The organism is Ramlibacter cellulosilyticus (assembly GCF_014297465.1).
GTDB lineage: Bacteria > Pseudomonadota > Gammaproteobacteria > Burkholderiales > Burkholderiaceae_C > Ramlibacter > Ramlibacter cellulosilyticus.
Map to the genome: position 1 here is coordinate 271,286 of NZ_JACORT010000004.1, position 21,384 is coordinate 292,669.

Consider the following 21,384-nt stretch of genomic DNA (forward strand, 5'->3'; position numbering starts at 1 on the left):
ATGACGCAGTCCCCCTCCCTTCTTCGCCGCACGCTCCTCGCAGGGCTCGTGCTGGCGTCCGCCGGCACCGCCTTCGCGCAGGCCTCGCCCGCGCCCGTGCGCATCCTCGTCGGTGCGCCGCCGGGCGGCACCACCGACACCATGGCGCGCACGCTCGCCCAGGAACTCGGGCGGGCGCTTGGCAAAACCGTCGTCGTCGAGAACCGCCCCGGCGCGGGCGGCAACATCGCCGCCGAAGCCGTGGCACGCGCGGCCCCGGACGGCAACACGCTGCTCATGAGCTTCACCAGCCATGCGATCAACGCCAGCCTGTATCCGACCCTGCCGTTCGATCCGGAGAAGGACTTCACGCCGCTCACCATGGTGTCGACGTCGCCCGCGGTGCTGGTGGCGAACCCGTCGGTGCCGGCGAACAACGTGCGTGAACTCATCGCGCTGGCGAAGTCGCGGCCCGGCAAGCTGAACTTCGCCATCGGCTCGCTCGGCTCCTCGGTCCATCTGGCCGGCGAGGCCTTCAAGATGATGTCGGGCACGTACATCGTGAACATCCCGTACAAGGGCACGGCGCCGGCCATCCAGGACGTCCTCGCCGGGCAGGTGGAAATGATGTTCGCCAACGTGGGCAACGCGCAGGCGCACCTCAAGGCCGGCAAGCTCAAGGCCCTGGGCGTGACCAGCCCGAGGCGGCTGCCGCAGTACCCGGACGTGCCCGCGATCGCGGAGGTGCTGCCCGGTTACCAGTCCAGCGCCTGGTTCGGCCTGTTCGGGCCGGCGAAGATGCCGCCCGAGCTGGTGAAGCGTGTGAGCGATGCCGCGCGCCAGGCGATCGCTTCTGCCGAGGTGAAGAAGCGCATCGAGTTCGAGGGCGCGACACCGGTGGGCAACGCGCCCGACGAGTTCGCCCGCTTCGTGCACGAGGAGATCGTGCGCTGGGCGAAGGTGGTGAAGTACTCGGGGGCGAAGCCGGAATGACCGTGCCCCAGTCCCTTGCGCAGAAGCTGGTCGCCCGGGCGGCCGGGCGCGACGAAGTGCTCGTGGGCGAGATCGTCACCTGCGATGTGGACCTGGCGATGTTCCACGACTCCTCGGGCCCGCGGCGCCTCCAGCCCATGCTGGAGCAGCTGGGTGCCGGGATCTGGGACAAGGACAAGGTGGTGCTGGTGATGGACCACTACGTCCCGGAACGCAGCGACGATGCCCGGCGCATCGTGCGCATCGCCCGAGACTGGGCGCGCGACCAGCAGCTGCCGCACGTGTACGACTCCGTCGGCATCTGCCACGTCGTCGTGCCGCAGCACGGCCACATCCGCCCCGGCCTGTTCTGCGTCGGCGGTGATTCGCATTCGCCCACCGGCGGCGCCTTCGGCGCGTACATGTTCGGCATCGGCAGCACCGAGATGCTGGGCGTCGTCACCACCGGCCGCATCTGGGTGCAGGTGCCGCGCACGATCCTGATGCGCTGGGACGGCGCCCTCGCGCGCGGCGTGACCGCCAAGGACATGATGCTGGCCATGATCGGCCGCTTCGGCATGAACGGCGGCGCCTACCAGGCCGTGGAGTTCGGGGGCGACGCGGTCCGCGCGCTGTCCATGCAGGAGCGGATGACGCTGGCCAACATGAGTGCGGAGCTCGGCGCGCAGGTGGGGCTGGTCGCGCCCGACGAAGTCACGCGGGACTGGCTCGCGGCGCACGGGGCGCCGGACGTCGAGACCGCCCCCTGGCATTCGGACCCGGGCAGCGCGTCGGAGGAGCACGCCTTCGATGCGGGTGCGCTCGCGCCGCAGGTGGCGGCCCCCTTCAGTCCCGCGAACGCGGGCGATGCGGCGCGCTTCCGGGACACCGCCATCCAGGCGGCCTACATAGGCGCGTGCACGGGCGCCAAGCTCGACGACCTGCGCTTCGCGGCCGAGGTGCTGCGCGGGAGGCGCGTGGCGAACGGCGTGCGCTTGCTCGTCGCCCCCGCCAGCCACGCCGACCGCGACGAAGCCGCGCGCGACGGCACGCTGCAGGCCCTGCAGGACGCGGGCGCGCAGCTGCTGCCCAGCGCCTGCGGCATCTGCGCCGGCTATGGCGACAGCCTCGGTGCCGACGAGACCGTGATCTCCAGCACCGCGCGCAACTTCAAGGGCCGCATGGGGCCGCCGAGCACGCAGGTGTACCTGGCCTCGGCGTACACCGTGGCCGCTTCCGCCGTGGCGGGCCGCATCGTCGACCCGCGCGAGGTGCTCGCGTGAGCGCGCATCGCGTCTGGCGCCTGGGCGCCGAAGTCGACACCGACGCCCTCGCGCCCGGCGCCTGGATGCAGCACGGCGTGGACGTGATCGCGCAGCACTGCCTGGAAGCGCTGCGCCCGGACTTCGCAGGCAACGTGCAGCCCGGCGACGTGGTCGTCGCCGGCCGCGACTTCGGCATCGGCTCCTCGCGCGAGCAGGCAGCGGCCGCCCTGCGCCACCTGGGCGTGGCGGCCGTGATCGCCCCCTCCTTCGCCGGCCTCTTCTTCCGCAATGCCTTCAACCTCGGCCTGCTGCTGCTCGCCTGCCCCGGCAGCGAGGCCATCCGCGAAGGCGAGCGCATCGCCTTCGACGCGCGGGCGGGCACCGTCACGCGCGAGGACGGCGCCGTGCTGCAGGCCGATCCCATTCCCGGCTTCCTCCTCGACATGGTCGAGGCGGGCGGCCTGCTTCCGCAACTCCAACAGCGATTCCAGGCAAGGACGACATCGTGACGACACCGCTCTACGACCTCCTGATCAAGAACGTGCGCGTGGTGCGCCCGCACGGCAACGTGGTGCACGAAGGCGACATCGCGATCCGCGACGGCAAGTTCGCGCGCGTGGCGCCCGGCGTGGCTGCCGGCCTGGCGAAGCAGGTGCACGACGGCCGCGGCCTGCTCGCCTTCCCCGGCGTCGTGGACGCGCACATGCACAGCGGCATCTACTCCCCGCTGGCGGAAGACGCCGTCACCGAGTCGAAGGCCGCGGCGATGGGCGGCGTGACCAGCAGCCTCAACTACTTCCGCACCGGGCAGTACTACCTGAACAAGGGCGGCCCCTACGCCGACTTCTATCCGGAGGTGCTGGAGCTCTCCAGGGGCCGCTTCCACGTGGACTACGGCTACCACCTCGCGCCGATGGACAGCACGCACATCGAGGAGATCCCGATGCTGATCGAGAAGCACGGCGTCGCCAGCTTCAAGATCTTCATGTTCTACGGCTCGCACGGCCTGCACGGGGCGAGCGACTCGCAGCGCCAGTTCCTCATGATCGGCGAGGACCAGCGCTACGACTTCGCCCATTTCGAGTTCATCATGCGCGGCATCCAGGCGGCTCGCGAGCAGATGCCGGAGCGCGCGCACCAGCTCTCCCTGTCGCTGCACTGCGAGACGGCGGAGATCATGACGGCGTACACCAGGATCGTGGAGAAGGACAAGTCGCTGTCCGGCCTCGCCGCGTACAGCGCCTCGCGGCCGCAGCACTCGGAGGGGCTGGCCGTATTCATCGCCAGCTACCTCGCCAACGAGACCGCGTTGCCCAACATCAACCTGCTGCACCTCAGCTCCCGCAAGGCGGTGCAGGCGGCGCTGATGATGGCCGACGTGTTCCCGCACATCGACTTCCGCCGGGAAGTGACCATCGGGCACCTGATGCTGGACATCAACTCCCCCGCGGCCGAACTGGCCAAGGTGAACCCGCCGATTCGCCCGCGGGAGGACGTCGAGTTCCTCTGGCAGGCCCTGCTCGCGGGCGAACTGGACTGGGTCGTCTCCGACCACGCCTGCTGCCGCCACGAGACGAAGGTGCCGAAGCACTACTTCGGCAACATCTGGATGGCCAAGAGCGGCTTCGGCGGCACCGAGTACCTGCTGCCGGCGCTCGTGAGCGAAGGCACGCGGCGCGGCATGGGCTACAACCACATGGCCCGCGTGACGAGCTGGACGCCGGCGCAGCGCTTCGGGCTGAACCGCAAGGGCGACATCGCCGAGGGCTACGACGCCGACCTGGCGCTGGTCGACCCGGCGAAGACCTGGACCATCCATGCCAAGGATTCGCCGTCGACGCAGGGCTACACGCCCTTCGAAGGGCTGGAACTATCGGCGCGCGTCGAGGCCACGTTCCTGCGCGGGGAGCAGGTGTACGCGAACGACCGCGGCGTGATCGGCCAGCCGCGCGGGCAGTACCTGTTCCGGCCGACGGCCTGAGCGCGTGGCACGCATCGTCCGCAACGACACTTTCAATGCGCCGGTGCAGGTGCCGGTGGCGATCGTCGGCGGCGGCGCGTGCGGGCTGGTCACCGCGATCGCCTTGCGCGACGCGGGCGTGGACTGCGCGGTGCTGGAGCGGGACGCGACGCCCAGCGGTTCGACGGCGCTCTCCTCGGGATTCATCCCGGCGGCCGGTACCCGTGTGCAGGAGGCGCTCGGCATCGCGGACAGCGTCGCCACGTTCGCGGAGGACATCGCCGCCAAGGCCAAGGGCCAGGCCGCGCCCCACCTCGTGCAGGCTTATGCCGAAGCCTGCGCCGCGGCGCTCGACCGCCTGGGCGAACACGGCCTTTGCTTCGAGGTGCTGGCCAACTTCCTCTACCCCGGGCACCGCGTGCACCGGATGCACAGCCTGCCGGAGCGCACGGGCGTCGCCCTTGTCGCGGCGCTGCATCGCGTGGCAGTGGAGGCCGGGGCGGACCTGCTCACGTCGGCACGCGTCGAGGAGCTGGTGGTCGACGCGAGAGACCGTGTCCTCGGCGTCGCGCTCGAGCGCCCCGGCGGCGAGCACGAGCGCATCGCCTGCGACGTGCTGGTCCTCGCCTGCAACGGCTTCGGCGGCAACCCGGCCCTCGTGCGCGAACTGCTGCCGGAGATGCGCGATGCGACTTTCGCCGGGCACGCGGGCAACGACGGCAGTGCCATCCTCTGGGGCCAGGCCCTGGGGGCCGCGCTGGCGGACCTGGGCGGCTACCAGGGCCATGGTTCCTGGGTGGTGCCGCAAGGCGCGCTCATGACCTGGGCGGTGATGATGCAGGGCGGCGTGCAGCTCAACGCGCGCGGCGAACGCTTCCACGACGAGACGCAGGGCTACTCGGAAGCGGCGGTCGACGTGCTCGCGCAGCCTGGCGGCATCGCGTGGAACGTCTTCGGCGACGCGCAGCTGGCGCTCGCGCGCGAGTTCCCCGACTTCCGCGAGGCCGAGGCCGCCGGCGCGCTGCGCACCGCGCAGGACCGCGCAGGGCTGGCCGCGATCATCGGCTGTCACCCGGACGCGCTCGCGCCGGAAATCGCGCGCCTCGGCCCGCCCTTCCACGCCGTGCGCGTGACCGGCGCCCTCTTCCACACGCAAGGCGGCCTCGACATCGATGCGCAATGTCGCGTGCGCCGCCCGGACGGCTCCACCTTCCCCAACCTGCTCGCCGCCGGCGGCGCCGCGCGCGGCGTGAGCGGCAACGCGGTATGGGGCTACCTCTCCGGCAACGGCCTGCTCAGCGCCGTGGCCGGCGGCTGGATCGCGGCGCACACGGCGGCCGCCCAGCTCGCCTCCAGGAACTGACCATGTCCCTTCGCACCCTCCTCGCGCGGCCCCAGCCGCTGCTCGCACCGGGCGTCTACGACGCGCTCAGCGCCCTGGCCGCCGAACAGGCCGGCTTCGAGGCGCTGTACCTCTCCGGTGCCTCGATCGCCTACACGCGGCTGGGCCGCTCCGACGTCGGCCTGACCACCGCCACCGAGGTCGCGCAGACGCTCGCCCACATCACGGACCGCGTGCGCTTGCCCGTCATCGTCGACGGCGACACGGGCTTCGGCAATGCGCTCAACGTGCAGCGCACGGTGCGCGACTTCGAACGCGCCGGCGCCGCGATGATCCAGCTGGAAGACCAGGGCTTCCCGAAGCGCTGCGGGCATCTCGAGGGGAAAACCGTCGTTCCGGCTGCGGAAATGTGCGGCAAGATCCGCGCGGCGCTGGATGCGCGGCGCAGCGGCGAGACGCTGGTCCTGGCCCGCACCGATGCGCTCGCGATCGAAGGGCTGGATGCGGCGCTGGAACGCGCCGAGCGCTACCTGGAAGCCGGCGCCGACGCGCTCTTCGTCGAGGCGCTGCGCAGCCCGGAGCAGATGCGCGCGGCCTGCGAGCGCTTCGCGTCGCGGGTGTCGCTGCTGGCGAACATGGTGGAAGGCGGGAAGACGCCGGTGCTCGACGCGCAGGAGCTGGGGCGCATCGGCTTTCGCATCGTCATCTTCCCGGGCGGGACGGCCCGCGCGGTGGCGCACACCCTGCAGCGGTATTACGGGACCTTGAAGAGGGACGGGACGACGGCGGCGATGCGGGGGGAGATGCTGGATTTCGATGGGTTGAATGGCGTGATCGGGACGCCCGAGTTGCTCGAAGCGGGGAAGCGGTACGAATGAGGGCCGATCGGTGGGGTTCGCTTCGCTCACCACCACCCTACAGGACCGGTTCCCGCGTTGTAGGGTGGCGCGGCGAAGCCGCGGAAGGTGAGCGTCAGCGAACCCCACCGATCCCGTGGTGCACGGAAAACACTTCTTCCGGGTCGTACTTCGCCTTCACCGCGCGCAACCGCTCGACGTTCTCCCCCCAGAACGCCCTCTCCCACTCCCGCTCGAAATAATCGCTCTCCGACACGTACGAACCGGGCTGCGGCACGAGCTTGCGCAGTTCGCCCATCGCCGCATGCACGCGCTGGGCCTGGCGCCGGCCCAGCGCAACGTCCGGCTCGTGGCCCGCGACGCCCGGATACGCCGGCGGCCCGCTCGCCGCGCTGATCGCGAGCGCGAACGCGTCGAGCACTGCAGGATTGGTGGCCGTGTCGCGAGCCGCCGCAATGGCTTCCGGCGGCGCCCCCGCCAGCCCCTTGTTGAAGTGCAGCCCCACGCCCCACTGCGCTGCCGCGGCCACCAGCGCGTCAGCGAGTGCGCCGCGGCGCGCCGGCTCCAGCAAGCCAGCCGGCAGCCAGGTGGACGCGTACGCGTGCAGCACCTGGCCGGCCTGGCCTTCGTCCCCCGGCCAGAACACGTTGCCCTCCGGTGCACCGGGGCGGTCGTCCTGCTTCATGAAGCCGAGCGTGCGCTTCAGCAGCGTGGGCGACCAGAAGGTGCGCGCCGAGGTGGAGACGATCTTCAGGGGCGCGAAGTCGATCGAGAAGTCCTGCGGCGCGCGCGCGATGGCGTCCAGGAAAGGCTCCCACGTCGCGACGGCCTGGCTGCGCTCCATGCCCTGGAAGACCATGGCGACGGAGAGCACGTGGCCGGGGCGGAAGCGCATCTGCTCGCCCCAGTGCGGGTTCATCAGCGAGCCGGCGTAGAAGTCCAGCGCCAGGCCGACGAGGCGGCGGTACGCCGCGGGCGAAGTGCGTCGGCGGTCACGACCTCGGCTTCCAGCAGGTTGCCCGCCGCCGTGCCGAAACGCTTGGAGAAGCTGCCGAAGCCGCCGCTCTGCACCAGGCCCGCGACGCCCACCGTCATGCAGCCGCCGCCCTGCACGTAGCGGCCGCCGCGCGTGGCGACGGCGTCGTAGGCGTGCACCCAGAGCGCACCGGCGGCCATGCTCGCCGCCGCCGTGGGGGCGACCTTGCCGGCGCAGCCCTGGGGCACGAAGGCGTCGTGCAACTGGATGTCGCGCATGCGGCGGGTCCACACGAGCAGCGAATCGGGTGCGTTGGACGTGCCCTGGTAGCTGTGGCCGCCGCCCCGGACCGCGAGGCGCAGGCGGTGCTGGCGCGCGAAGTTCACCGCCGCCGCGACGTCGGCGGCATTGCGTGCTTCGACGACATACGCACTCGGCGACGAGGTCCAGGCGTCCACGTAGCCGAGCGTCTGCGTGAGCGCCGCGTCGTCACCGAGGAAGTACGGGTTCTTCGCCTGCCGGAAGAGGCGCGAGCATTCTTCGCTGGCGGGCGAGGCGATGCAGGCGGGCCAGGGATTCCGCACCGGGACCAGCGCGCCGCGGGTCTGGGCGGCGAGCTGCTTCCAGGCGTCTTCCGTCGGCCCGGCGGCGGCGTTGCCGGCGAGCGGCGACGCGAGGGCGGCCTGCAGGAGGGTTCTGCGCTTCATGGCGCGGATGATGCCCGTGCCGGATGCGGCGACGCCAGCGGCATGCGACGAAACGACGGTGGCGCGGAGCGAAACGGCGTCCGGTGGGGTTCGCTGACGCTCACCTGCCCGCGGCGCGCCGCGGCCACCCTACAACCATTGGTTGCGCCCCGTAGGCTGGGTTGCGCGCAGCGCACCCCAGCAACCCCCTCAGTGGTTTTCCTTCGCGTGGTTGATGGAGTACTTCGGGATCTCCACCACCACGTCCTTGTGGTCCAGGATGGCCTGGCAGGACAGGCGCGAGTTGGGCTCCAGGCCCCAGGCGCGGTCCAGCATGTCTTCCTCGTTCTCGTCCATCTCGTTGAGCGAGGCGAAGCCCTCGCGCACGACCACGTGGCAGGTCGTGCAGGCGCAGCTCATGTCGCAGGCATGCTCGATGGCGATGCCGTTGTCCAGCAGCGCTTCGCAGATGGACGTGCCCGCGGGCGCCTCCACCTGCGCGCCCTGCGGCGCGTACTCGGGATGGGGAAGGATCTTGATGACGGGCATGGGGTTAGATGGCTTCCAGGTTCTTGCCCGCGAGCGCCTTGCGGATGCCTTCGTTCATGCGGCGGGCGGCGAAGGCTTCCGTGCCCTTGGCGACGGCCTGCACCGCGGCTTCGACGACGGAAGCGTCCTCGCTGGATTTCATCGTCTCGCGCAGCGTGGCGACCAAGGCGTCGATCTCCTGGCGCTCGCCGGCTTCCAGCAGGTCGCCGTCGGCCTCCAGCGCGCTCTGCGTCGCGAGGATCATGCGCTCGGCGTCCACGCGCGCTTCCGTGAGCGCGCGGGCCTTCATGTCCGCCTCGGCGGTGGTGAAGCTCTCCTGCAGCATCTTCGCGATCTGCTCGTCGGAGAGGCCGTAGGACGGCTTCACGTCGACGTGCGCCTCGACACCGGAGCCCTGCTCCCGCGCCGACACGTGCAGCAGCCCGTCGGCATCGACGGTGAAGGTCACGCGGATGCGCGCCGCCCCGGCGGCCATCGGCGGGATGCCGCGCAGCTCGAAGCGCGCGAGGCTGCGGCAGTCCGCCACGAGGTCGCGCTCGCCTTGCACCACGTGGATCGCCATCGCCGTCTGGCCGTCCTTGAAGGTCGTGAAATCCTGGGCCTTGGCCGTGGGGATGGTCTCGTTGCGCGGCACGATGCGCTCGACGAGCCCGCCCATGGTCTCGATGCCCAGCGACAGAGGAATGACGTCCAGCAGCAGCAGGTCGCCGGCCGGGTTGTTGCCGGCGAGCTGGTTCGCCTGGATCGCGGCGCCCAGCGCCACGACTTCGTCGGGATTCAGGTTCGTGAGCGGCTCGTGCCCGAAGAAGTCGGCCACGGCACGGCGCACCTGCGGCATGCGGGTGGATCCGCCCACCAGCACGACACCCTTCACTTCGTCCTTGGTGAGCTTCGCGTCGCGCAGCGCCTTGCGCACGGCGCCCATGGTGCGCGCCGTCAGGTCGCCGGTTTCCAGGTCGAAGTCCTTGCGCGAGACGCGCACGTCGACCGCGCGGCCGCCGAGCGCCACGTTCACGGTCACCGTGTCCGCGTCGGACAGCTGTTCCTTCACCTGGCGCGCGAGCATCTTGATGTGCGCCTTCTCGGACGGGGTCTCCGCCTCCAGCTTCGCCTGGCGCGACAGCCAGTCGGCGAGCGCCCGGTCGTAGTCGTCGCCGCCCAGCGCCGAATCGCCGCCCGTGGACACGACCTCGAACACGCCTTGCGACAGGCGCAGGATGGAGATGTCGAAGGTGCCGCCGCCGAGGTCGTAGACCGCGTAGAGGCCTTCGCTGCCGTTGTCCAGGCCGTAGGCGATGGCGGCCGCCGTGGGCTCGTTGATCAGGCGCAGCACGTGGATGCCGGCCAGCTGCGCGGCGTCCTTGGTGGCCTGGCGCTGCGCCTCGTCGAAGTACGCCGGCACGGTGATCACGGCGCCGTAGAGGTCGTCGTTGAAGGTGTCCTCGGCGCGGAAGCGCAGCGTGGCCAGGATCTCGGCGCTGACCTCCACCGGCGACTTCTCGCCCTCGCGCGTGTGCAGCGTCACCATGCCGGGACGGTCGGCGAAGCGGTACGGCAGCTTCTCGCGGTTGACGATGTCCGCGATGCCGCGGCCCATGAAGCGCTTCGCGGACGCGATGGTGTTCTCGGGATCCTCGGACTGCGCAGCCTGCGCATCGAAGCCGATCTGGCGGCGGCCGTTGCCGAGGTAGCGCACGACCGAAGGCAGGATCACCCGGCCTTCGGCATCGGGCAGGCATTCGGCCACGCCGTTGCGCACGGCGGCCACGAGGGAATGGGTCGTGCCGAGGTCGATGCCGACGGCGATGCGGCGCTGGTGCGGGTCGGGCGAGGCGCCGGGTTCGGAGATCTGCAGGAGGGACATGGTGAGCCCGCTATTGTCCCAGTTGCGCGAGCCGCGAATCGACGTCGTGCGCAAAGCGCTCGATGAACATGAGGGCTCTCACCTGCCGTGCCGCGGCCGGCGCGTCGGCTTCGAGGTCCAGCAGCTGCTGGATGGAAGCCAGGACCTCGCGGCGGCGCGTGAGGACGCGCTCGGAAAGTCCTTCGAGCTCCTCTTCGCCCCCCGCTTCGTCGAGCGCCTCGCGCCACTCCATCTGTTCCATCAGGAACTCGGGCGGCATCGCGGTGTTGTTCTCGGCGTTGATCGGCGCGCCCAGCAGCTCGCACAGGTAGGCTGCGCGCTTGAGCGGATCCTTCAGGCGCTGGTAGGCCTCGTTGATGCGCACGGACCACTGCAGCGCGGCGCGCTGGGCGGTGTGGCCCTGCGCCGCGAAGCGGTCGGGATGCGCCTCGCGCTGGAGCTCCTTCCAGCGCGCATCGATCTCGGAGCGCTCCTGCGCGAACCGTTGCGGCAGGCCGAAGAGTTCGAAATCGGTGTAATGCAGGTTCACCGTCGTCAGACGCGGAAGGACTCTCCGCAGCCGCAGCGGTCGCGCTCGTTCGGGTTGTTGAAGCGGAAGCCCTCGTTCAGGCCCTCGCGCACGAAGTCCAGCTCCGTGCCGTCGATGTAGGCCAGCGACTTGGGGTCCACCAGGAGCTTCACGCCGTGGTTCTCGAACACGACGTCCTCCGGCGCCACCTCGTCGACGTACTCGAGCTTGTAGGCCAGGCCCGAGCAGCCCGTGGTCTTGACGCCGAGGCGCACGCCCACGCCCTTGCCGCGTTTGGCAAGGTAGCGCGTCACGTGCCGGGCCGCGGCTTCGGTCAGTGTCACGGACATCGCCTCAGTTCGCTCCCGTGTGCTTCTTCTTGTAGTCGGCGACGGCCGCCTTGATCGCGTCCTCGGCGAGGATCGAGCAGTGGATCTTCACCGGCGGCAGCGCCAGTTCCTCGGCGATCTGCGCGTTCTTGATGGACGCGGCCTCGTCCAGCGTCTTGCCCTTCACCCACTCGGTGACGAGCGAGCTCGACGCGATGGCCGAGCCGCAGCCGTAGGTCTTGAAGCGGGCGTCCTCGATCACGCCGGTGGACGGGTTCACCTTGATCTGCAGCTTCATCACGTCGCCGCAGGCGGGCGCGCCGACCATGCCGGTGCCGACGGACTCGTCACCCTTTTCGAAGGAGCCGACGTTGCGCGGGTTCTCGTAATGCTCGACGACTTTCTGCGAATAAGCCATTTCGTACTCCTGATTCCTGTTTTCTTAGTGAGCGGTCCACTGGATGGTGTTCAGGTCGATGCCGTCCTGGTACATCTCCCACAGCGGGCTCAGCTCGCGCAGCTTGGCGACGTTCTGCTTGATCGTCGAAACCGCGTAGTCGATCTCTTCCTCGGTCGTGAAGCGGCCGATGGTCATGCGCAGGCTGCTGTGCGCCAGTTCGTCGCTGCGGCCCAGGGCCCGCAGCACGTAGCTTGGCTCGAGCGACGCGGACGTGCAGGCGGAGCCCGAAGAAACCGCGAGGCCCTTGATGCCCATGATCAGCGACTCGCCCTCGACGAAGTTGAAGCTCATGTTCAGGTTCTGCGGCACGCGGTGTTCCATGTTGCCGTTGATGAACACCTGCTCCACGTCCTTGAGGCCGTCCAGCAGCCGCTTCTGCAGCCGGCGGGCGTGCTCCAGGTCCTTGTGCATCTCTTCCTTCGCGATGCGGAAGGCTTCGCCCATGCCCACGATCTGGTGCGTGGGCAGCGTGCCCGAGCGCATGCCGCGCTCGTGGCCGCCGCCGTGCATCTGCGCCTCGAGGCGGATGCGGGGCTTGCGGCGAACGTACAGCGCGCCGATGCCCTTGGGGCCGTAGGTCTTGTGCGAGGCCAGCGCCATCAGGTCGACGGGCAGCTTCTTCACGTCGATGTCGACCTTGCCCGTGGCCTGCGCGGCATCGACGTGGAAGATCACGCCCTTCTCGCGGCAGATCGCGCCGATGGCGGCGATGTCCTGGATGACGCCGATCTCGTTGTTCACGTACATGACGGAAGCGAGGATGGTGTCCGGGCGGATGGCCGCCCTGAACTTCTCCAGGTCCAGCATGCCGTCTTCCTGCACCTCGAGGTAGGTCACCTCGAAGCCGTCGCGCTCCAGCGCCCGCATCGTGTCCAGCACCGCCTTGTGCTCGGTCTTCACCGTGATCAGGTGCTTGCCCTTGGTCTTGTAGAACTGGGCGGCGCCCTTGATCGCCAGGTTGTCCGATTCGGTGGCGCCGGAGGTCCACACGATCTCGCGCGGGTCGGCGCCGATCAGGTCGGCGACGTTCTGGCGCGCCTTCTCGACGGCCTCTTCCGCTTCCCAGCCCCAGGCGTGGGAGCGCGAGGCCGGGTTGCCGAAGTGCTCGCGCAACCAGGGGATCATGGCGTCGACCACGCGCGGGTCGACCGGCGTCGTCGCGCCGTAGTCCATGTAGATCGGGAAATGCGGGGTCATGTCCATTGCTGGCGTTCTTCTGCTGGCAAAGAGGAAGAGGTTGTTACTGCTTGACGAGCTGGTTGCCCAGCGCGAACACCGAGTTCGGCGCGTTCACGCGGATGGGCTTCACCACGGGCGCGCTGGAGATCGCGCGCTTGGGGGTGGGCTTGTCCTCGATCTGCATGCCCTTGGCGAGCTGGTCGTCGACGAGCTTCTGCAGGGTGACGGAATCCAGGAACTCCACCATGCGCTGGTTGAGCGCGGACCACAGCTCGTGCGTCATGCACTGGCCGCCGTCGTTGCAGTTTTCCTTGCCGCCGCACTGGGTGGCGTCGATCGGCTCGTCCACCGACACGATGATGTCGGCCACGGTGATCTCGCTGGCCTTGCGGCCCAGCGTGTAGCCGCCACCCGGACCACGGGTGGATTCCACGAGCTCGTGACGGCGCAACTTGCCGAACAGCTGCTCGAGGTAGGACAGCGAGATGTGCTGGCGCTGGCTGATCGCCGCCAGGGTGACGGGACCATTGTTCTGGCGCAGTGCCAAATCGATCATCGCGGTGACCGCAAAGCGGCCTTTGGTCGTGAGACGCATCGCTAGCTCCTTGTTCGCTTGCTTGCTTTGCCTGCGCGGTACCCCCGCGCCAGGCCGTCTCCACCCATGCTCCGGCTTGGTGCCGGCCCTCGTGGCCGGGCTGCTGCTGCCGGCCGTGTTTGACTCTCTCTTGGGTTTCCTGACTGTTTCGGTCAAGTATACCAGAAAACCCGCCGCCGCTCTCGGGTAATCCGGTCTTTCTGCAGTGCAGCAGGACCGGTCAGGCGGCGAGTTCGCGCTGGATGTGCTGCACGAGGCCGTCGCAGGCGGCCTCGATCTCGTCGAGCACCCGTTCGAAGCCCTGCCGGCCGCCGTAGTACGGGTCCGCGACCTCCTGCGGGAAGCCATGCGGCGCGAACTCCATCAGGAGCCGCACCTTGTGCTGCTGGGGCGGCGGGCAGTCGTCCAGCAGCAGCTCGAGATGGCCCCGGTCCAGGGCCAGGATGAGGTCGAAGCGCGCGAAATCCAGCGCATGCACCTGGCGCGCCTGGTGGCTCGACAAGTCGTAGCCGCGGCGCCGCGCATGGTCCGTGCTGCGCTCGTCCGCCGGGCAGCCGAGGTGGTAGTCGCTCGTCCCGGCGGAGGCGATGCGCACCCGCTCCTCCAGACCGGCCTCGCGGACCTTGTGGCGCAGCACCACCTCGCCGGTGGGGCTGCGGCAGATGTTGCCGGTGCAGACGAAGAGGACGGCGTAGCCCATGGGCCTACTTCTTCTTCGCAGCGTCGATCGGCACCACGTTGTCGTGGGTCGCCGCGCCGAAGGCCTGCTCCTTCAGCACCGCGAGCTGGTCGCGCACCCGCGCCGCCTTCTCGAACTCGAGGTTGCGGGCGTGCTCGAGCATCTGCTTTTCCAGCTGCTTGATCCGCTTGGAGATGTCCTTCTCGGACATGTCCTCGACCATCGCGCGCTGCAGTTCCTGCTTCTCCTGCTCCTTGCTGGCCTTCTCGCTGTACACGCCGTCGATGAGGTCGCGCACCTGCTTCTGGATGCTGCGCGGGGTGATGCCGTGCGCCTCGTTGTGGGCGATCTGCTTGGCGCGGCGGCGCTCGGTCTCGTCGATCGCCTTCTTCATCGAGTCGGTCATCTTGTCCGCGTACAGGATGGCCTTGCCGTTCAGGTTGCGGGCGGCGCGGCCGATGGTCTGGATCAACGAACGCTCGGCACGCAGGAAGCCTTCCTTGTCCGCGTCCAGGATCGCGACCAGCGACACCTCCGGGATGTCCAGGCCTTCGCGCAGCAGGTTGATGCCCACCAGCACGTCGAACTGGCCCAGGCGCAGGTCGCGGATGATCTCCACGCGCTCCACCGTGTCCACGTCGCTGTGCAGGTAGCGCACCTTGACGCCGTTCTCGCTCAGGTAGTCGGTGAGCTGCTCCGCCATCCGCTTGGTCAGCGTGGTGACGAGCACGCGCTCGTTCTTCTCCACGCGGATGCGGATCTCCTGCAGCACGTCGTCGACCTGGTGCGTCGCGGGACGCACTTCCACGAGCGGATCGATCAGGCCCGTCGGACGCACCAGCTGCTCCACCACGTTGCCCGCGTTCTGCTTCTCGTAGTCGGCCGGCGTGGCGGACACGAAGATCACCTGGCGCATGCGCGCCTCGAACTCCGCGAACTTCAGCGGCCGGTTGTCCATCGCCGAGGGCAGGCGGAAGCCGTACGCCACCAGCGTCTCCTTGCGCGCCCGGTCGCCGGCGTACATGCCATTGAGCTGGCCGATCATCTGGTGGCTCTCGTCCAGGAACATCAGCGCGTCCTTCGGCAGGTAGTCCGTCAGCGTGGACGGCGGCGCACCGGGAGGCGCACCCGAGAGGTGGCGCGTGTAGTTCTCGATGCCCTTGCAGTGCCCCAGCTCCGCGAGCATCTCCAGGTCGAAGCGCGTGCGCTGCTCCAGGCGCTGGGCTTCCACCAGCTTGCCTTCCTTGACGAAGAAGTCCAGGCGCTCCTTGAGCTCCTGCTTGATCGATTCGACGGCGGAGACGACTTTCTCGCGCGGCGTCACGTAGTGGCTCGACGGATACACCGTGAAGCGCGGCACCTTCTGGCGGATGCGCCCAGTGAGCGGGTCGAACAGCTGCAGCGACTCGATCTCGTCGTCGAACAGCTCGATGCGGATCGCGAGTTCCGAGTGTTCCGCCGGGAAGATGTCGATGGTGTCGCCGCGCACGCGGAAGGTGCCGCGGGCGAAGTCCTGCTCGTTGCGGTTGTACTGCATCCGAATGAGCTGGCCGATGATGTCCCGCTGGCCGATCTTGTCGCCGATGCGCATGATGAAGCGCATCTGCGTGTAGTCCTCGGGGGCGCCGATGCCGTAGATGGCCGAAACCGTCGCGACGATGACCGTGTCCCGCCGCTCCAGCACGCTCTTGGTCGCCGACAGCCGCATCTGCTCGATGTGCTCGTTGATCGACGAGTCCTTCTCGATGAACAGGTCGCGCTGCGGGACGTACGCTTCCGGCTGGTAGTAGTCGTAGTAGCTCACGAAGTACTCCACCGCGTTCTTCGGGAAGAACTCGCGGAACTCGGAGTACAGCTGCGCGGCCAGCGTCTTGTTCGGCGCGAACACGATCGCGGGGCGCCCGAGGCGCGCGATCACGTTGGCCATGGTGTAGGTCTTGCCGGAGCCCGTGACGCCCAGGAGCGTCTGGAACACCTCGCCGTCCTGCACGCCTTCGACGAGTTTCTCGATCGCCTGCGGCTGGTCGCCTGCGGGCGGGTAAGGCTGGAACAGCTCGAAGGGCGAGTCCGGGAAGGTGACGAACTGGCCCTTTTTCTCGGTCGGCTGGGCCTCTGCGGCCTCGGGAATTGCGCTCATGCGGGTAACTACGGAGTCGACGGTCTAAAATTGCGGGCAGCCGGCCAGCGTACAACAGGCCGGGCGTTCTTGCCACCGCATCCAAGGAACCCCATGTCTCTCTTCACCGCCGTCGAAATGGCGCCCCGCGACCCGATCCTGGGCCTCACCGAGCAATACGTCGCCGACACCAACCCGAAGAAGGTGAACCTGGGCGTGGGGGTCTACTACGACGACAACGGCAAGCTGCCCCTGCTCGAATGCGTGCAGAAGGCGGAAGAGAAGATGATGGCGGCGCACGCGGCCCGCGGCTACCTGCCCATCGACGGTATCGCGGCCTATGACGCTGCGGTCAAGAGCCTCGTATTTGGGGCCGAATCCGAGCCGGTCAAGAGCGGCCGCGTGGCCACCGTGCAGGCCCTGGGCGGCACCGGCGGCCTGCGCGTCGGCGCGGACTTCCTGAAGAAGCTGAACCCGCAAGCCAAGGTCCTGATCAGCGACCCGAGCTGGGAGAACCACCGCGCCCTGTTCACGCAGGCCGGCTTCACCGTCGAGACCTACCCCTACTACGATGCGGCGAAGCGCGGCATCAACTTCGACGGCATGCTGACCGCGCTGAACACCGTGCCGGCCGGCACCGTGGTCGTCCTGCACGCCTGCTGCCACAACCCCACCGGCTACGACCTCACCGCCGCCCAGTGGGACCAGGTCGTCGTCGCCGTGAAGGGCCGCAAGCTGGTCGCCTTCCTGGACATGGCCTACCAGGGCTTCGGCCAGGGCATCACGGAAGACGGCGTGGCCGTGCAGAAATTCCTGGCCTCGGGCGAGAACTTCTTCGTCTCCACCTCCTTCTCCAAGAGCCTGAGCCTGTACGGCGAGCGCGTGGGCGCCCTGTCGGTGCTGTGCCAGGACAAGGAGGAAGCCGCGCGCGTGCTGTCGCAGCTGAAGATCGTGATCCGCACGAACTACAGCAACCCGCCGACGCACGGCGGCCAGATCGCCGCGACCATCCTGAACACGCCCGAACTCCGCGCCCTGTGGGAGCAGGAACTCGCCGGCATGCGCAGCCGCATCAAGGCGATGCGCTCGGCGCTCGTGGAGAAGCTCAAGTCCAAGGGCGTCAAGGGCGACTTCGGCTTCATCACCCAGCAGGTCGGCATGTTCAGCTACTCCGGCCTGAGCAAGGACCAGATGGTCCGCCTGCGCAACGAGTTCGGCGTCTACGGCATCGAGAGCGGCCGCATCTGCGTGGCGGCGCTGAACAGCAAGAACATCGACTATGTCGCCGAGTCCATTGCCGCGGTGGTGCAGTAAGCACCCCGTCATCCCCGCGCAGGCGGGGACCCGGAGAAAAGCGGCCGCCAGGCCGCTTTTTTTCGCTCGCTGTCGCACACCAGACACCTTTCCCCACCCTTGCAGAGGGGGTGTTGCTCATCCGTAGTTCTACCTCGTGCAGCCTCGGTTTCCCGCTGGTATATTGCACTGCAACAACGGAACCCAACATGCTCTACCAGATCTACGAAGCGCAGCGCTCCCTCATGGAGCCGTTTGCCGATTTCGCGCAGGCCGCTTCCAAGCTGTACAGCAATCCCCTCACGCCCTTCGGCCAGGGGCCGCTCGCGCAGCGGCTCTCCGCCGCGTACGACCTTTTCTACCGCCTCGGCAAGGACTACGAGAAGCCGGAGTTCGGCATCAAGACGGTCGACGTCGGCGGCGTGGAGGTCGCGATCCACGAGCGCGTGGAGATGGACAAGCCGTTCTGCGAGTTGCGCCGCTTCAAGCGCTTTTCCGACGAACCCGAGACGCTGAAGAACCTGAAGGCGCAACCCGCGGTGCTGATCGTCGCGCCTCTTTCGGGCCACTACGCCACGCTGCTGCGCGACACCGTGCGCACCATGCTGCGGGACCACAAGGTCTTCATCACGGACTGGAAGAACGCCCGCAACGTGCCGCTGGAGCAAGGCGCCTTCCACCTCGACGACTACGTCGGCTACGTGCAGGAGTTCATCCGCCACCTGCAGGCGGAGTACGGCAACTGCCACGTGATGAGCGTCTGCCAGCCGACGGTGCCCGTGCTCGCGGCCGTCTCGCTGATGGCCAGCCGCGGCGAGCCCACGCCGCTCACGATGACCATGATGGGCGGCCCCATCGACGCCCGCAAGTCGCCCACGGCGGTGAACAACCTGGCGATGAACAAGAGCTACCAATGGTTCGAGAACAACGTGATCTACCGCGTTCCGACCAGCTTCCCGGGCGCGGGCCGCCGCGTGTACCCCGGCTTCCTGCAGTACACGGGCTTCGTGGCGATGAACCCGGACCGCCACCTCTCGAGCCATTACGACTACTTCAAGCACCTGATCGCTGGCGACGACGCATCGGCCGAGGCGCACCGCCAGTTCTACGACGAGTACAACGCCGTCCTCGACATGGACGCCGACTACTACCTCGAGACCATCCGCGTCGTGTTCCAGGAATTCAACCTGGTCAACGGCAACTGGGACGTGCGCAATGCCGAGGGCGAGCTCGAGCGGGTGCGTCCGGAGGACATCCGGACCACGGCCCACCTGACGATCGAGGGCGAGCTCGACGACATCTCCGGCGCCGGCCAGACCGAAGCGGCGCACGAGCTCTGCTACCACGTGCCGAAGGCACGGCAGAAGCACATCGAGGTCAAGGGTGCCGGCCACTACGGCATCTTCAGCGGCCGCCGCTGGCGCGAGAACGTGTACCCGCAGGTGCGCGACTTCATCAAGCAGTTCGACCAGCCCGCGCCGGCCGAAGGCAAGCGGACCGCGCGCAAGGCCGTGGCCGCCGCCCGCCGCGCTCCCGAGGCGGCGCGCGCCTCCAGCCCGGCGCGCGCCCGGCGCAAGTGAACCCGCAGGCGGCGCGCCTGCACGCCGCCCTGCCCCAGACGCAGTGCACGCGCTGCGGCTACCCGGACTGCGCCGGCTACGCCGAGGCGGTCGCCGCCGGCGACGCCGACATCAACCGCTGCCCGCCGGGCGGTGCGCAAGGCATCGTGCGCCTCGCGGAGATCACCGGCCGCCCCCCGCTGCCGCTGGACCCCGACGTGGGCGTCGAGGGCCCGCGCACGGTCGCCGTGATCGACGAGGACTGGTGCATCGGCTGCACGCTGTGCCTGGACGCCTGCCCGACGGACGCCATCGTCGGCGGCAACAAGGCCATGCACACGGTGATCGAGCCGTACTGCACCGGTTGCGAGCTGTGCGTGCCCGTGTGCCCGGTCGACTGCATCTCGCTGGAGAACGTGACCGGCGAGCGCACCGGCTGGCGCGCCTGGTCCCAGCCCGAAGCGGACCTCGCCCTCGCCCGCTACGAGGCGCGCAAGGTGCGCAAGGCGCGCGAGGACGTGGAGCACGCCCAGCGTCTCGAGCAGAAGGCGCTGGCCAAGCTCGCGGACCTGCCCACGCTGACGAAAGGCGCCGAGGGCGATGAACTCGCCCGCAAGAAGTCGGTGATCGAGGCGGCGCTCGCCCGCGCGCGGGCGAAGCGCGAAACCTCCTAGCGTCCTCCCGCCGGCGGCAGGCCGAAGCCGCCCAGCGCGCGCGCCGACGCCGGCGACGCCGCCCACTGCTCGTACTGCTTGCCCGTCAGCGACTGCAGGAAGGCCGCGATGTCCTGGCGGTCCCCGGCCGGGATCTCGCGACCGAGCTGGAAGCGGCCCATCAACTGGATCGCCTCGTCCAGCGTCGGCACCGCGCCGTCGTGGAAGTAAGGCGCCGTCAGCGCCACGTTGCGCAGCGACGGCACGCGGAAGACGTGCAGGTCCTCGGGCTTCTTCGTGACCAGCAACCGGCCCTTGTCCAGCTCCACCGCCGCGCCGCGGCCCATCTTCTCGCGCTCGGCGAAGTAGTCGCCGGCGATGCCGAGCTTCATGAAGCCGTTGCCGCCCACGTTGATGCCGTTGTGGCAGCCCACGCAGCCATAGGCTTTGAACCGGTCGTAGCCCCGCTGCTCCTGCGCGGTGAGGGCGCGGTCGTCGCCCTTGAGCCAGTCGTCGAAGCGCGAGGGCGTGACCAGCGACTTCTCGAAGCTCACGATCGCGTGCATCGCGTTCTTCTGGCTGACCGCATCGTCGCCGCCGTAGGCTGCCTTGAACTCGGCCACCACCTGCGGATCCGCGGCGAGGATCTGCATCACCTTGCCCCAGTCGTGCGCCATGGTGTCGGCATTGCCGATCGAGCCCGCGATCTGCGCGTCGAGGTCCCTGGTGCGGCCGGTCCAGTTGAGGCCCGAGGTGTTGTAGCGCACGTTGAGGATGGTCGGCGAGTTCAGCTCGCGCACCTTGCCGAAGGCGCTCACCGAATGCCGACGCGGGTCCGCGCCGCCGTGCTCCGGCAGGTGGCAGGACTGGCAGGACACGGTGTTGTCCGCGGAGAAGCGCTTGTCGGCGAACAGGCGCGCGCCCAGCTTCACCTTCGCGGCGTCCACGTCCGTGGCCTGGTCCGGCAGCGGCTGGATGGGTTCGTTGCGGTGGGTGCCCTGCGCGACGACCAGCACCGCGGCGGTCGCGAGAACGATGGAAAGCGCGCCACGCGCGCGGCGAATGGTCTTCATCGACTCCTCCCCTTCAACAACTCAGCCCAGCGCGTCGTTCACCTGCTCGTTGAATTCCGCCTGGCTCAATGCGGCGCCGATCTCCAGCGGCAGCGCATCACGGATGGAAAACACGCCCAGGACCTTGCGGTCGGCGCCCACGATGGGCAGGTGGCGGAAGCCGCGCTCCAGCATGATCACCACCGCGTCGGAGACGGCCGTCTCGGGTGGCACGCACTGCGGGTGCGGCGTCATGATGTGCGCCAGCGTGGTGTTCTTCGGCTCCAGTGCCCGGGCGAGCACGCGCGTCATCAGGTCGCGTTCGGTGACGATGCCCAGCAGCCGGTCGGGCGGCTCCATCACCAGGATGCTGCCGCAGTTGGCGCGGGTCATGGCGCACGCTGCTTCCCACACGTTGGCATGCGGGCCCAGGCTGAGCACGTGCCGCTGGGTGATGGACTGGAAGACGGTGCGTTCGGCCATGGCAAGCTCCTTCGAAGCTCTACTGCAG

General features: G+C 69.0%; 22 protein-coding genes. 9 read left to right on the top strand and 13 right to left on the bottom strand.

Going from position 1 to position 21,384, the window contains the following annotated elements; all coding sequences use genetic code 11:
* Genes H8N03_RS12205 through H8N03_RS12230 form a run of 6 tightly spaced genes read left to right on the top strand, consistent with a single transcriptional unit; the run spans window position 1 to window position 6,396 of the window.
* Window positions 1-972: a tripartite tricarboxylate transporter substrate binding protein gene (locus tag H8N03_RS12205; RefSeq protein ID WP_187076453.1), complete on the top strand. Its 972-nt coding sequence runs from the start codon at window positions 1-3 to the stop codon at window positions 970-972.
* Entirely contained in the window at window positions 969-2,234 is a 1,266-nt protein-coding gene (locus H8N03_RS12210; protein WP_187076454.1) for a 3-isopropylmalate dehydratase large subunit, read from the top strand. The genes H8N03_RS12205 and H8N03_RS12210 overlap by 4 nt, the downstream gene beginning before the upstream one ends.
* The gene (locus tag H8N03_RS12215) at window positions 2,231-2,725 is read left to right on the top strand and encodes a LeuD/DmdB family oxidoreductase small subunit (RefSeq protein ID WP_187076455.1); all 495 of its coding nucleotides are present in this window, start codon (window positions 2,231-2,233) and stop codon (window positions 2,723-2,725) included. The genes H8N03_RS12210 and H8N03_RS12215 overlap by 4 nt, the downstream gene beginning before the upstream one ends.
* The gene (locus tag H8N03_RS12220) at window positions 2,722-4,197 is read left to right on the top strand and encodes a dihydroorotase (RefSeq protein WP_354005109.1); all 1,476 of its coding nucleotides are present in this window, start codon (window positions 2,722-2,724) and stop codon (window positions 4,195-4,197) included. Before H8N03_RS12215 ends, H8N03_RS12220 begins: the two co-directional genes overlap by 4 nt.
* A 4-nt stretch (window positions 4,198-4,201) precedes the next feature.
* A complete protein-coding gene (locus H8N03_RS12225) occupies window positions 4,202-5,539 on the top strand; it encodes an FAD-dependent oxidoreductase (RefSeq protein ID WP_354005110.1) in 1,338 nt (445 codons plus the stop codon).
* Between the two features lie 2 nt (window positions 5,540-5,541).
* Window positions 5,542-6,396 carry an isocitrate lyase/PEP mutase family protein gene (locus tag H8N03_RS12230; RefSeq protein ID WP_187076456.1) on the top strand — a complete coding sequence of 285 codons (855 nt, stop codon included), beginning with the start codon at window positions 5,542-5,544 and terminating at the stop codon, window positions 6,394-6,396.
* 94 nt (window positions 6,397-6,490) lie between these two features.
* Here H8N03_RS12230 and H8N03_RS26325 read toward each other — a convergent pair whose 3' ends face one another.
* From H8N03_RS26325 to uvrB, 11 genes are all read right to left on the bottom strand, one after another.
* On the bottom strand, window positions 6,491-7,294 hold the full coding sequence (locus tag H8N03_RS26325; protein WP_255428178.1) for a BBE domain-containing protein: 804 nt from the start codon (window positions 7,292-7,294) through the stop codon (window positions 6,491-6,493).
* Window positions 7,294-8,058, bottom strand: coding sequence for an FAD-binding protein (locus H8N03_RS26330; protein ID WP_255428179.1), 765 nt, complete (start codon window positions 8,056-8,058; stop codon window positions 7,294-7,296). Before H8N03_RS26330 ends, H8N03_RS26325 begins: the two co-directional genes overlap by 1 nt.
* 189 nt (window positions 8,059-8,247) lie before the next feature.
* A complete protein-coding gene (gene fdx / locus H8N03_RS12240; protein WP_187076457.1) occupies window positions 8,248-8,586 on the bottom strand; it encodes an ISC system 2Fe-2S type ferredoxin in 339 nt (112 codons plus the stop codon).
* Window positions 8,587-8,590: 4 nt separating this feature from the next.
* Complete coding sequence (gene hscA / locus H8N03_RS12245) at window positions 8,591-10,450, bottom strand: Fe-S protein assembly chaperone HscA (RefSeq protein WP_187076458.1); 1,860 nt, start codon at window positions 10,448-10,450, stop codon at window positions 8,591-8,593.
* 10 nt (window positions 10,451-10,460) lie between these two features.
* On the bottom strand, window positions 10,461-10,979 hold the full coding sequence (gene hscB, locus H8N03_RS12250) for a Fe-S protein assembly co-chaperone HscB (RefSeq protein ID WP_187076459.1): 519 nt from the start codon (window positions 10,977-10,979) through the stop codon (window positions 10,461-10,463).
* 5 nt (window positions 10,980-10,984) lie between these two features.
* Window positions 10,985-11,308: an iron-sulfur cluster assembly protein IscA gene (iscA, locus tag H8N03_RS12255; RefSeq protein WP_187076460.1), complete on the bottom strand. Its 324-nt coding sequence runs from the start codon at window positions 11,306-11,308 to the stop codon at window positions 10,985-10,987.
* 4 nt (window positions 11,309-11,312) lie between these two features.
* Complete coding sequence (gene iscU, locus H8N03_RS12260) at window positions 11,313-11,705, bottom strand: Fe-S cluster assembly scaffold IscU (RefSeq protein ID WP_187076461.1); 393 nt, start codon at window positions 11,703-11,705, stop codon at window positions 11,313-11,315.
* Window positions 11,706-11,729: 24 nt separating this feature from the next.
* On the bottom strand, window positions 11,730-12,950 hold the full coding sequence (locus tag H8N03_RS12265) for an IscS subfamily cysteine desulfurase (RefSeq protein WP_187076462.1): 1,221 nt from the start codon (window positions 12,948-12,950) through the stop codon (window positions 11,730-11,732).
* A 37-nt stretch (window positions 12,951-12,987) separates the two neighbouring features.
* Window positions 12,988-13,521 (bottom strand): Fe-S cluster assembly transcriptional regulator IscR, encoded by a 534-nt coding sequence (gene iscR / locus H8N03_RS12270; RefSeq protein ID WP_187076463.1) that lies wholly within the window; start codon window positions 13,519-13,521, stop codon window positions 12,988-12,990.
* A 220-nt stretch (window positions 13,522-13,741) separates the two neighbouring features.
* A complete protein-coding gene (locus H8N03_RS12275) occupies window positions 13,742-14,221 on the bottom strand; it encodes a low molecular weight protein-tyrosine-phosphatase (protein ID WP_187076464.1) in 480 nt (159 codons plus the stop codon).
* A 4-nt stretch (window positions 14,222-14,225) separates the two neighbouring features.
* Complete coding sequence (gene uvrB, locus H8N03_RS12280) at window positions 14,226-16,337, bottom strand: excinuclease ABC subunit UvrB (RefSeq protein ID WP_187076465.1); 2,112 nt, start codon at window positions 16,335-16,337, stop codon at window positions 14,226-14,228.
* 93 nt (window positions 16,338-16,430) lie between these two features.
* Between uvrB and H8N03_RS12285 the strand changes: the two genes are divergently transcribed.
* The 3 genes from H8N03_RS12285 (at window position 16,431) to rsxB (ending at window position 19,842) form a co-directional block, all read left to right on the top strand.
* A complete protein-coding gene (locus H8N03_RS12285) occupies window positions 16,431-17,630 on the top strand; it encodes an amino acid aminotransferase (RefSeq protein ID WP_187076466.1) in 1,200 nt (399 codons plus the stop codon).
* Between the two features lie 188 nt (window positions 17,631-17,818).
* Window positions 17,819-19,189: a polyhydroxyalkanoate depolymerase gene (locus H8N03_RS26335; protein ID WP_255428180.1), complete on the top strand. Its 1,371-nt coding sequence runs from the start codon at window positions 17,819-17,821 to the stop codon at window positions 19,187-19,189.
* Window positions 19,186-19,842 carry an electron transport complex subunit RsxB gene (rsxB, locus tag H8N03_RS26340; RefSeq protein ID WP_354005111.1) on the top strand — a complete coding sequence of 219 codons (657 nt, stop codon included), beginning with the start codon at window positions 19,186-19,188 and terminating at the stop codon, window positions 19,840-19,842. The genes H8N03_RS26335 and rsxB overlap by 4 nt, the downstream gene beginning before the upstream one ends.
* Here the strand turns inward: rsxB and H8N03_RS12295 are convergent.
* Together H8N03_RS12295 and H8N03_RS12300 are read right to left on the bottom strand one after the other, a co-directional pair.
* Window positions 19,839-20,894, bottom strand: a complete 1,056-nt coding sequence (locus H8N03_RS12295) for a cytochrome-c peroxidase (protein ID WP_187076467.1) — start codon at window positions 20,892-20,894, stop codon at window positions 19,839-19,841. The genes rsxB and H8N03_RS12295 overlap by 4 nt on opposite strands.
* A gap of 21 nt (window positions 20,895-20,915) precedes the next feature.
* Window positions 20,916-21,356, bottom strand: a complete 441-nt coding sequence (locus H8N03_RS12300) for a CBS domain-containing protein (RefSeq protein ID WP_187076468.1) — start codon at window positions 21,354-21,356, stop codon at window positions 20,916-20,918.
* Window positions 21,357-21,384: the final 28 nt, after the last annotated feature.

Coding starts and splice junctions, on each gene's coding strand:
- H8N03_RS12205 (WP_187076453.1), top strand. CDS start 1: ATGACGCAGTCCCCCTCCCTTCTTCGCCGCACGCTCCTCGCAGGGCTC.
- H8N03_RS12210 (WP_187076454.1), top strand. CDS start 969: ATGACCGTGCCCCAGTCCCTTGCGCAGAAGCTGGTCGCCCGGGCGGCC.
- H8N03_RS12230 (WP_187076456.1), top strand. CDS start 5,542: ATGTCCCTTCGCACCCTCCTCGCGCGGCCCCAGCCGCTGCTCGCACCG.
- H8N03_RS26325 (WP_255428178.1), bottom strand. CDS start 7,294: ATGAACCCGCACTGGGGCGAGCAGATGCGCTTCCGCCCCGGCCACGTG.
- H8N03_RS26330 (WP_255428179.1), bottom strand. CDS start 8,058: ATGAAGCGCAGAACCCTCCTGCAGGCCGCCCTCGCGTCGCCGCTCGCC.
- fdx (WP_187076457.1), bottom strand. CDS start 8,586: ATGCCCGTCATCAAGATCCTTCCCCATCCCGAGTACGCGCCGCAGGGC.
- hscA (WP_187076458.1), bottom strand. CDS start 10,450: ATGTCCCTCCTGCAGATCTCCGAACCCGGCGCCTCGCCCGACCCGCAC.
- iscA (WP_187076460.1), bottom strand. CDS start 11,308: ATGTCCGTGACACTGACCGAAGCCGCGGCCCGGCACGTGACGCGCTAC.
- iscU (WP_187076461.1), bottom strand. CDS start 11,705: ATGGCTTATTCGCAGAAAGTCGTCGAGCATTACGAGAACCCGCGCAAC.
- H8N03_RS12265 (WP_187076462.1), bottom strand. CDS start 12,950: ATGGACATGACCCCGCATTTCCCGATCTACATGGACTACGGCGCGACG.
- iscR (WP_187076463.1), bottom strand. CDS start 13,521: ATGCGTCTCACGACCAAAGGCCGCTTTGCGGTCACCGCGATGATCGAT.
- H8N03_RS12275 (WP_187076464.1), bottom strand. CDS start 14,221: ATGGGCTACGCCGTCCTCTTCGTCTGCACCGGCAACATCTGCCGCAGC.
- uvrB (WP_187076465.1), bottom strand. CDS start 16,337: ATGAGCGCAATTCCCGAGGCCGCAGAGGCCCAGCCGACCGAGAAAAAG.
- H8N03_RS12285 (WP_187076466.1), top strand. CDS start 16,431: ATGTCTCTCTTCACCGCCGTCGAAATGGCGCCCCGCGACCCGATCCTG.
- H8N03_RS26335 (WP_255428180.1), top strand. CDS start 17,819: ATGCTCTACCAGATCTACGAAGCGCAGCGCTCCCTCATGGAGCCGTTT.
- H8N03_RS12295 (WP_187076467.1), bottom strand. CDS start 20,894: ATGAAGACCATTCGCCGCGCGCGTGGCGCGCTTTCCATCGTTCTCGCG.
- H8N03_RS12300 (WP_187076468.1), bottom strand. CDS start 21,356: ATGGCCGAACGCACCGTCTTCCAGTCCATCACCCAGCGGCACGTGCTC.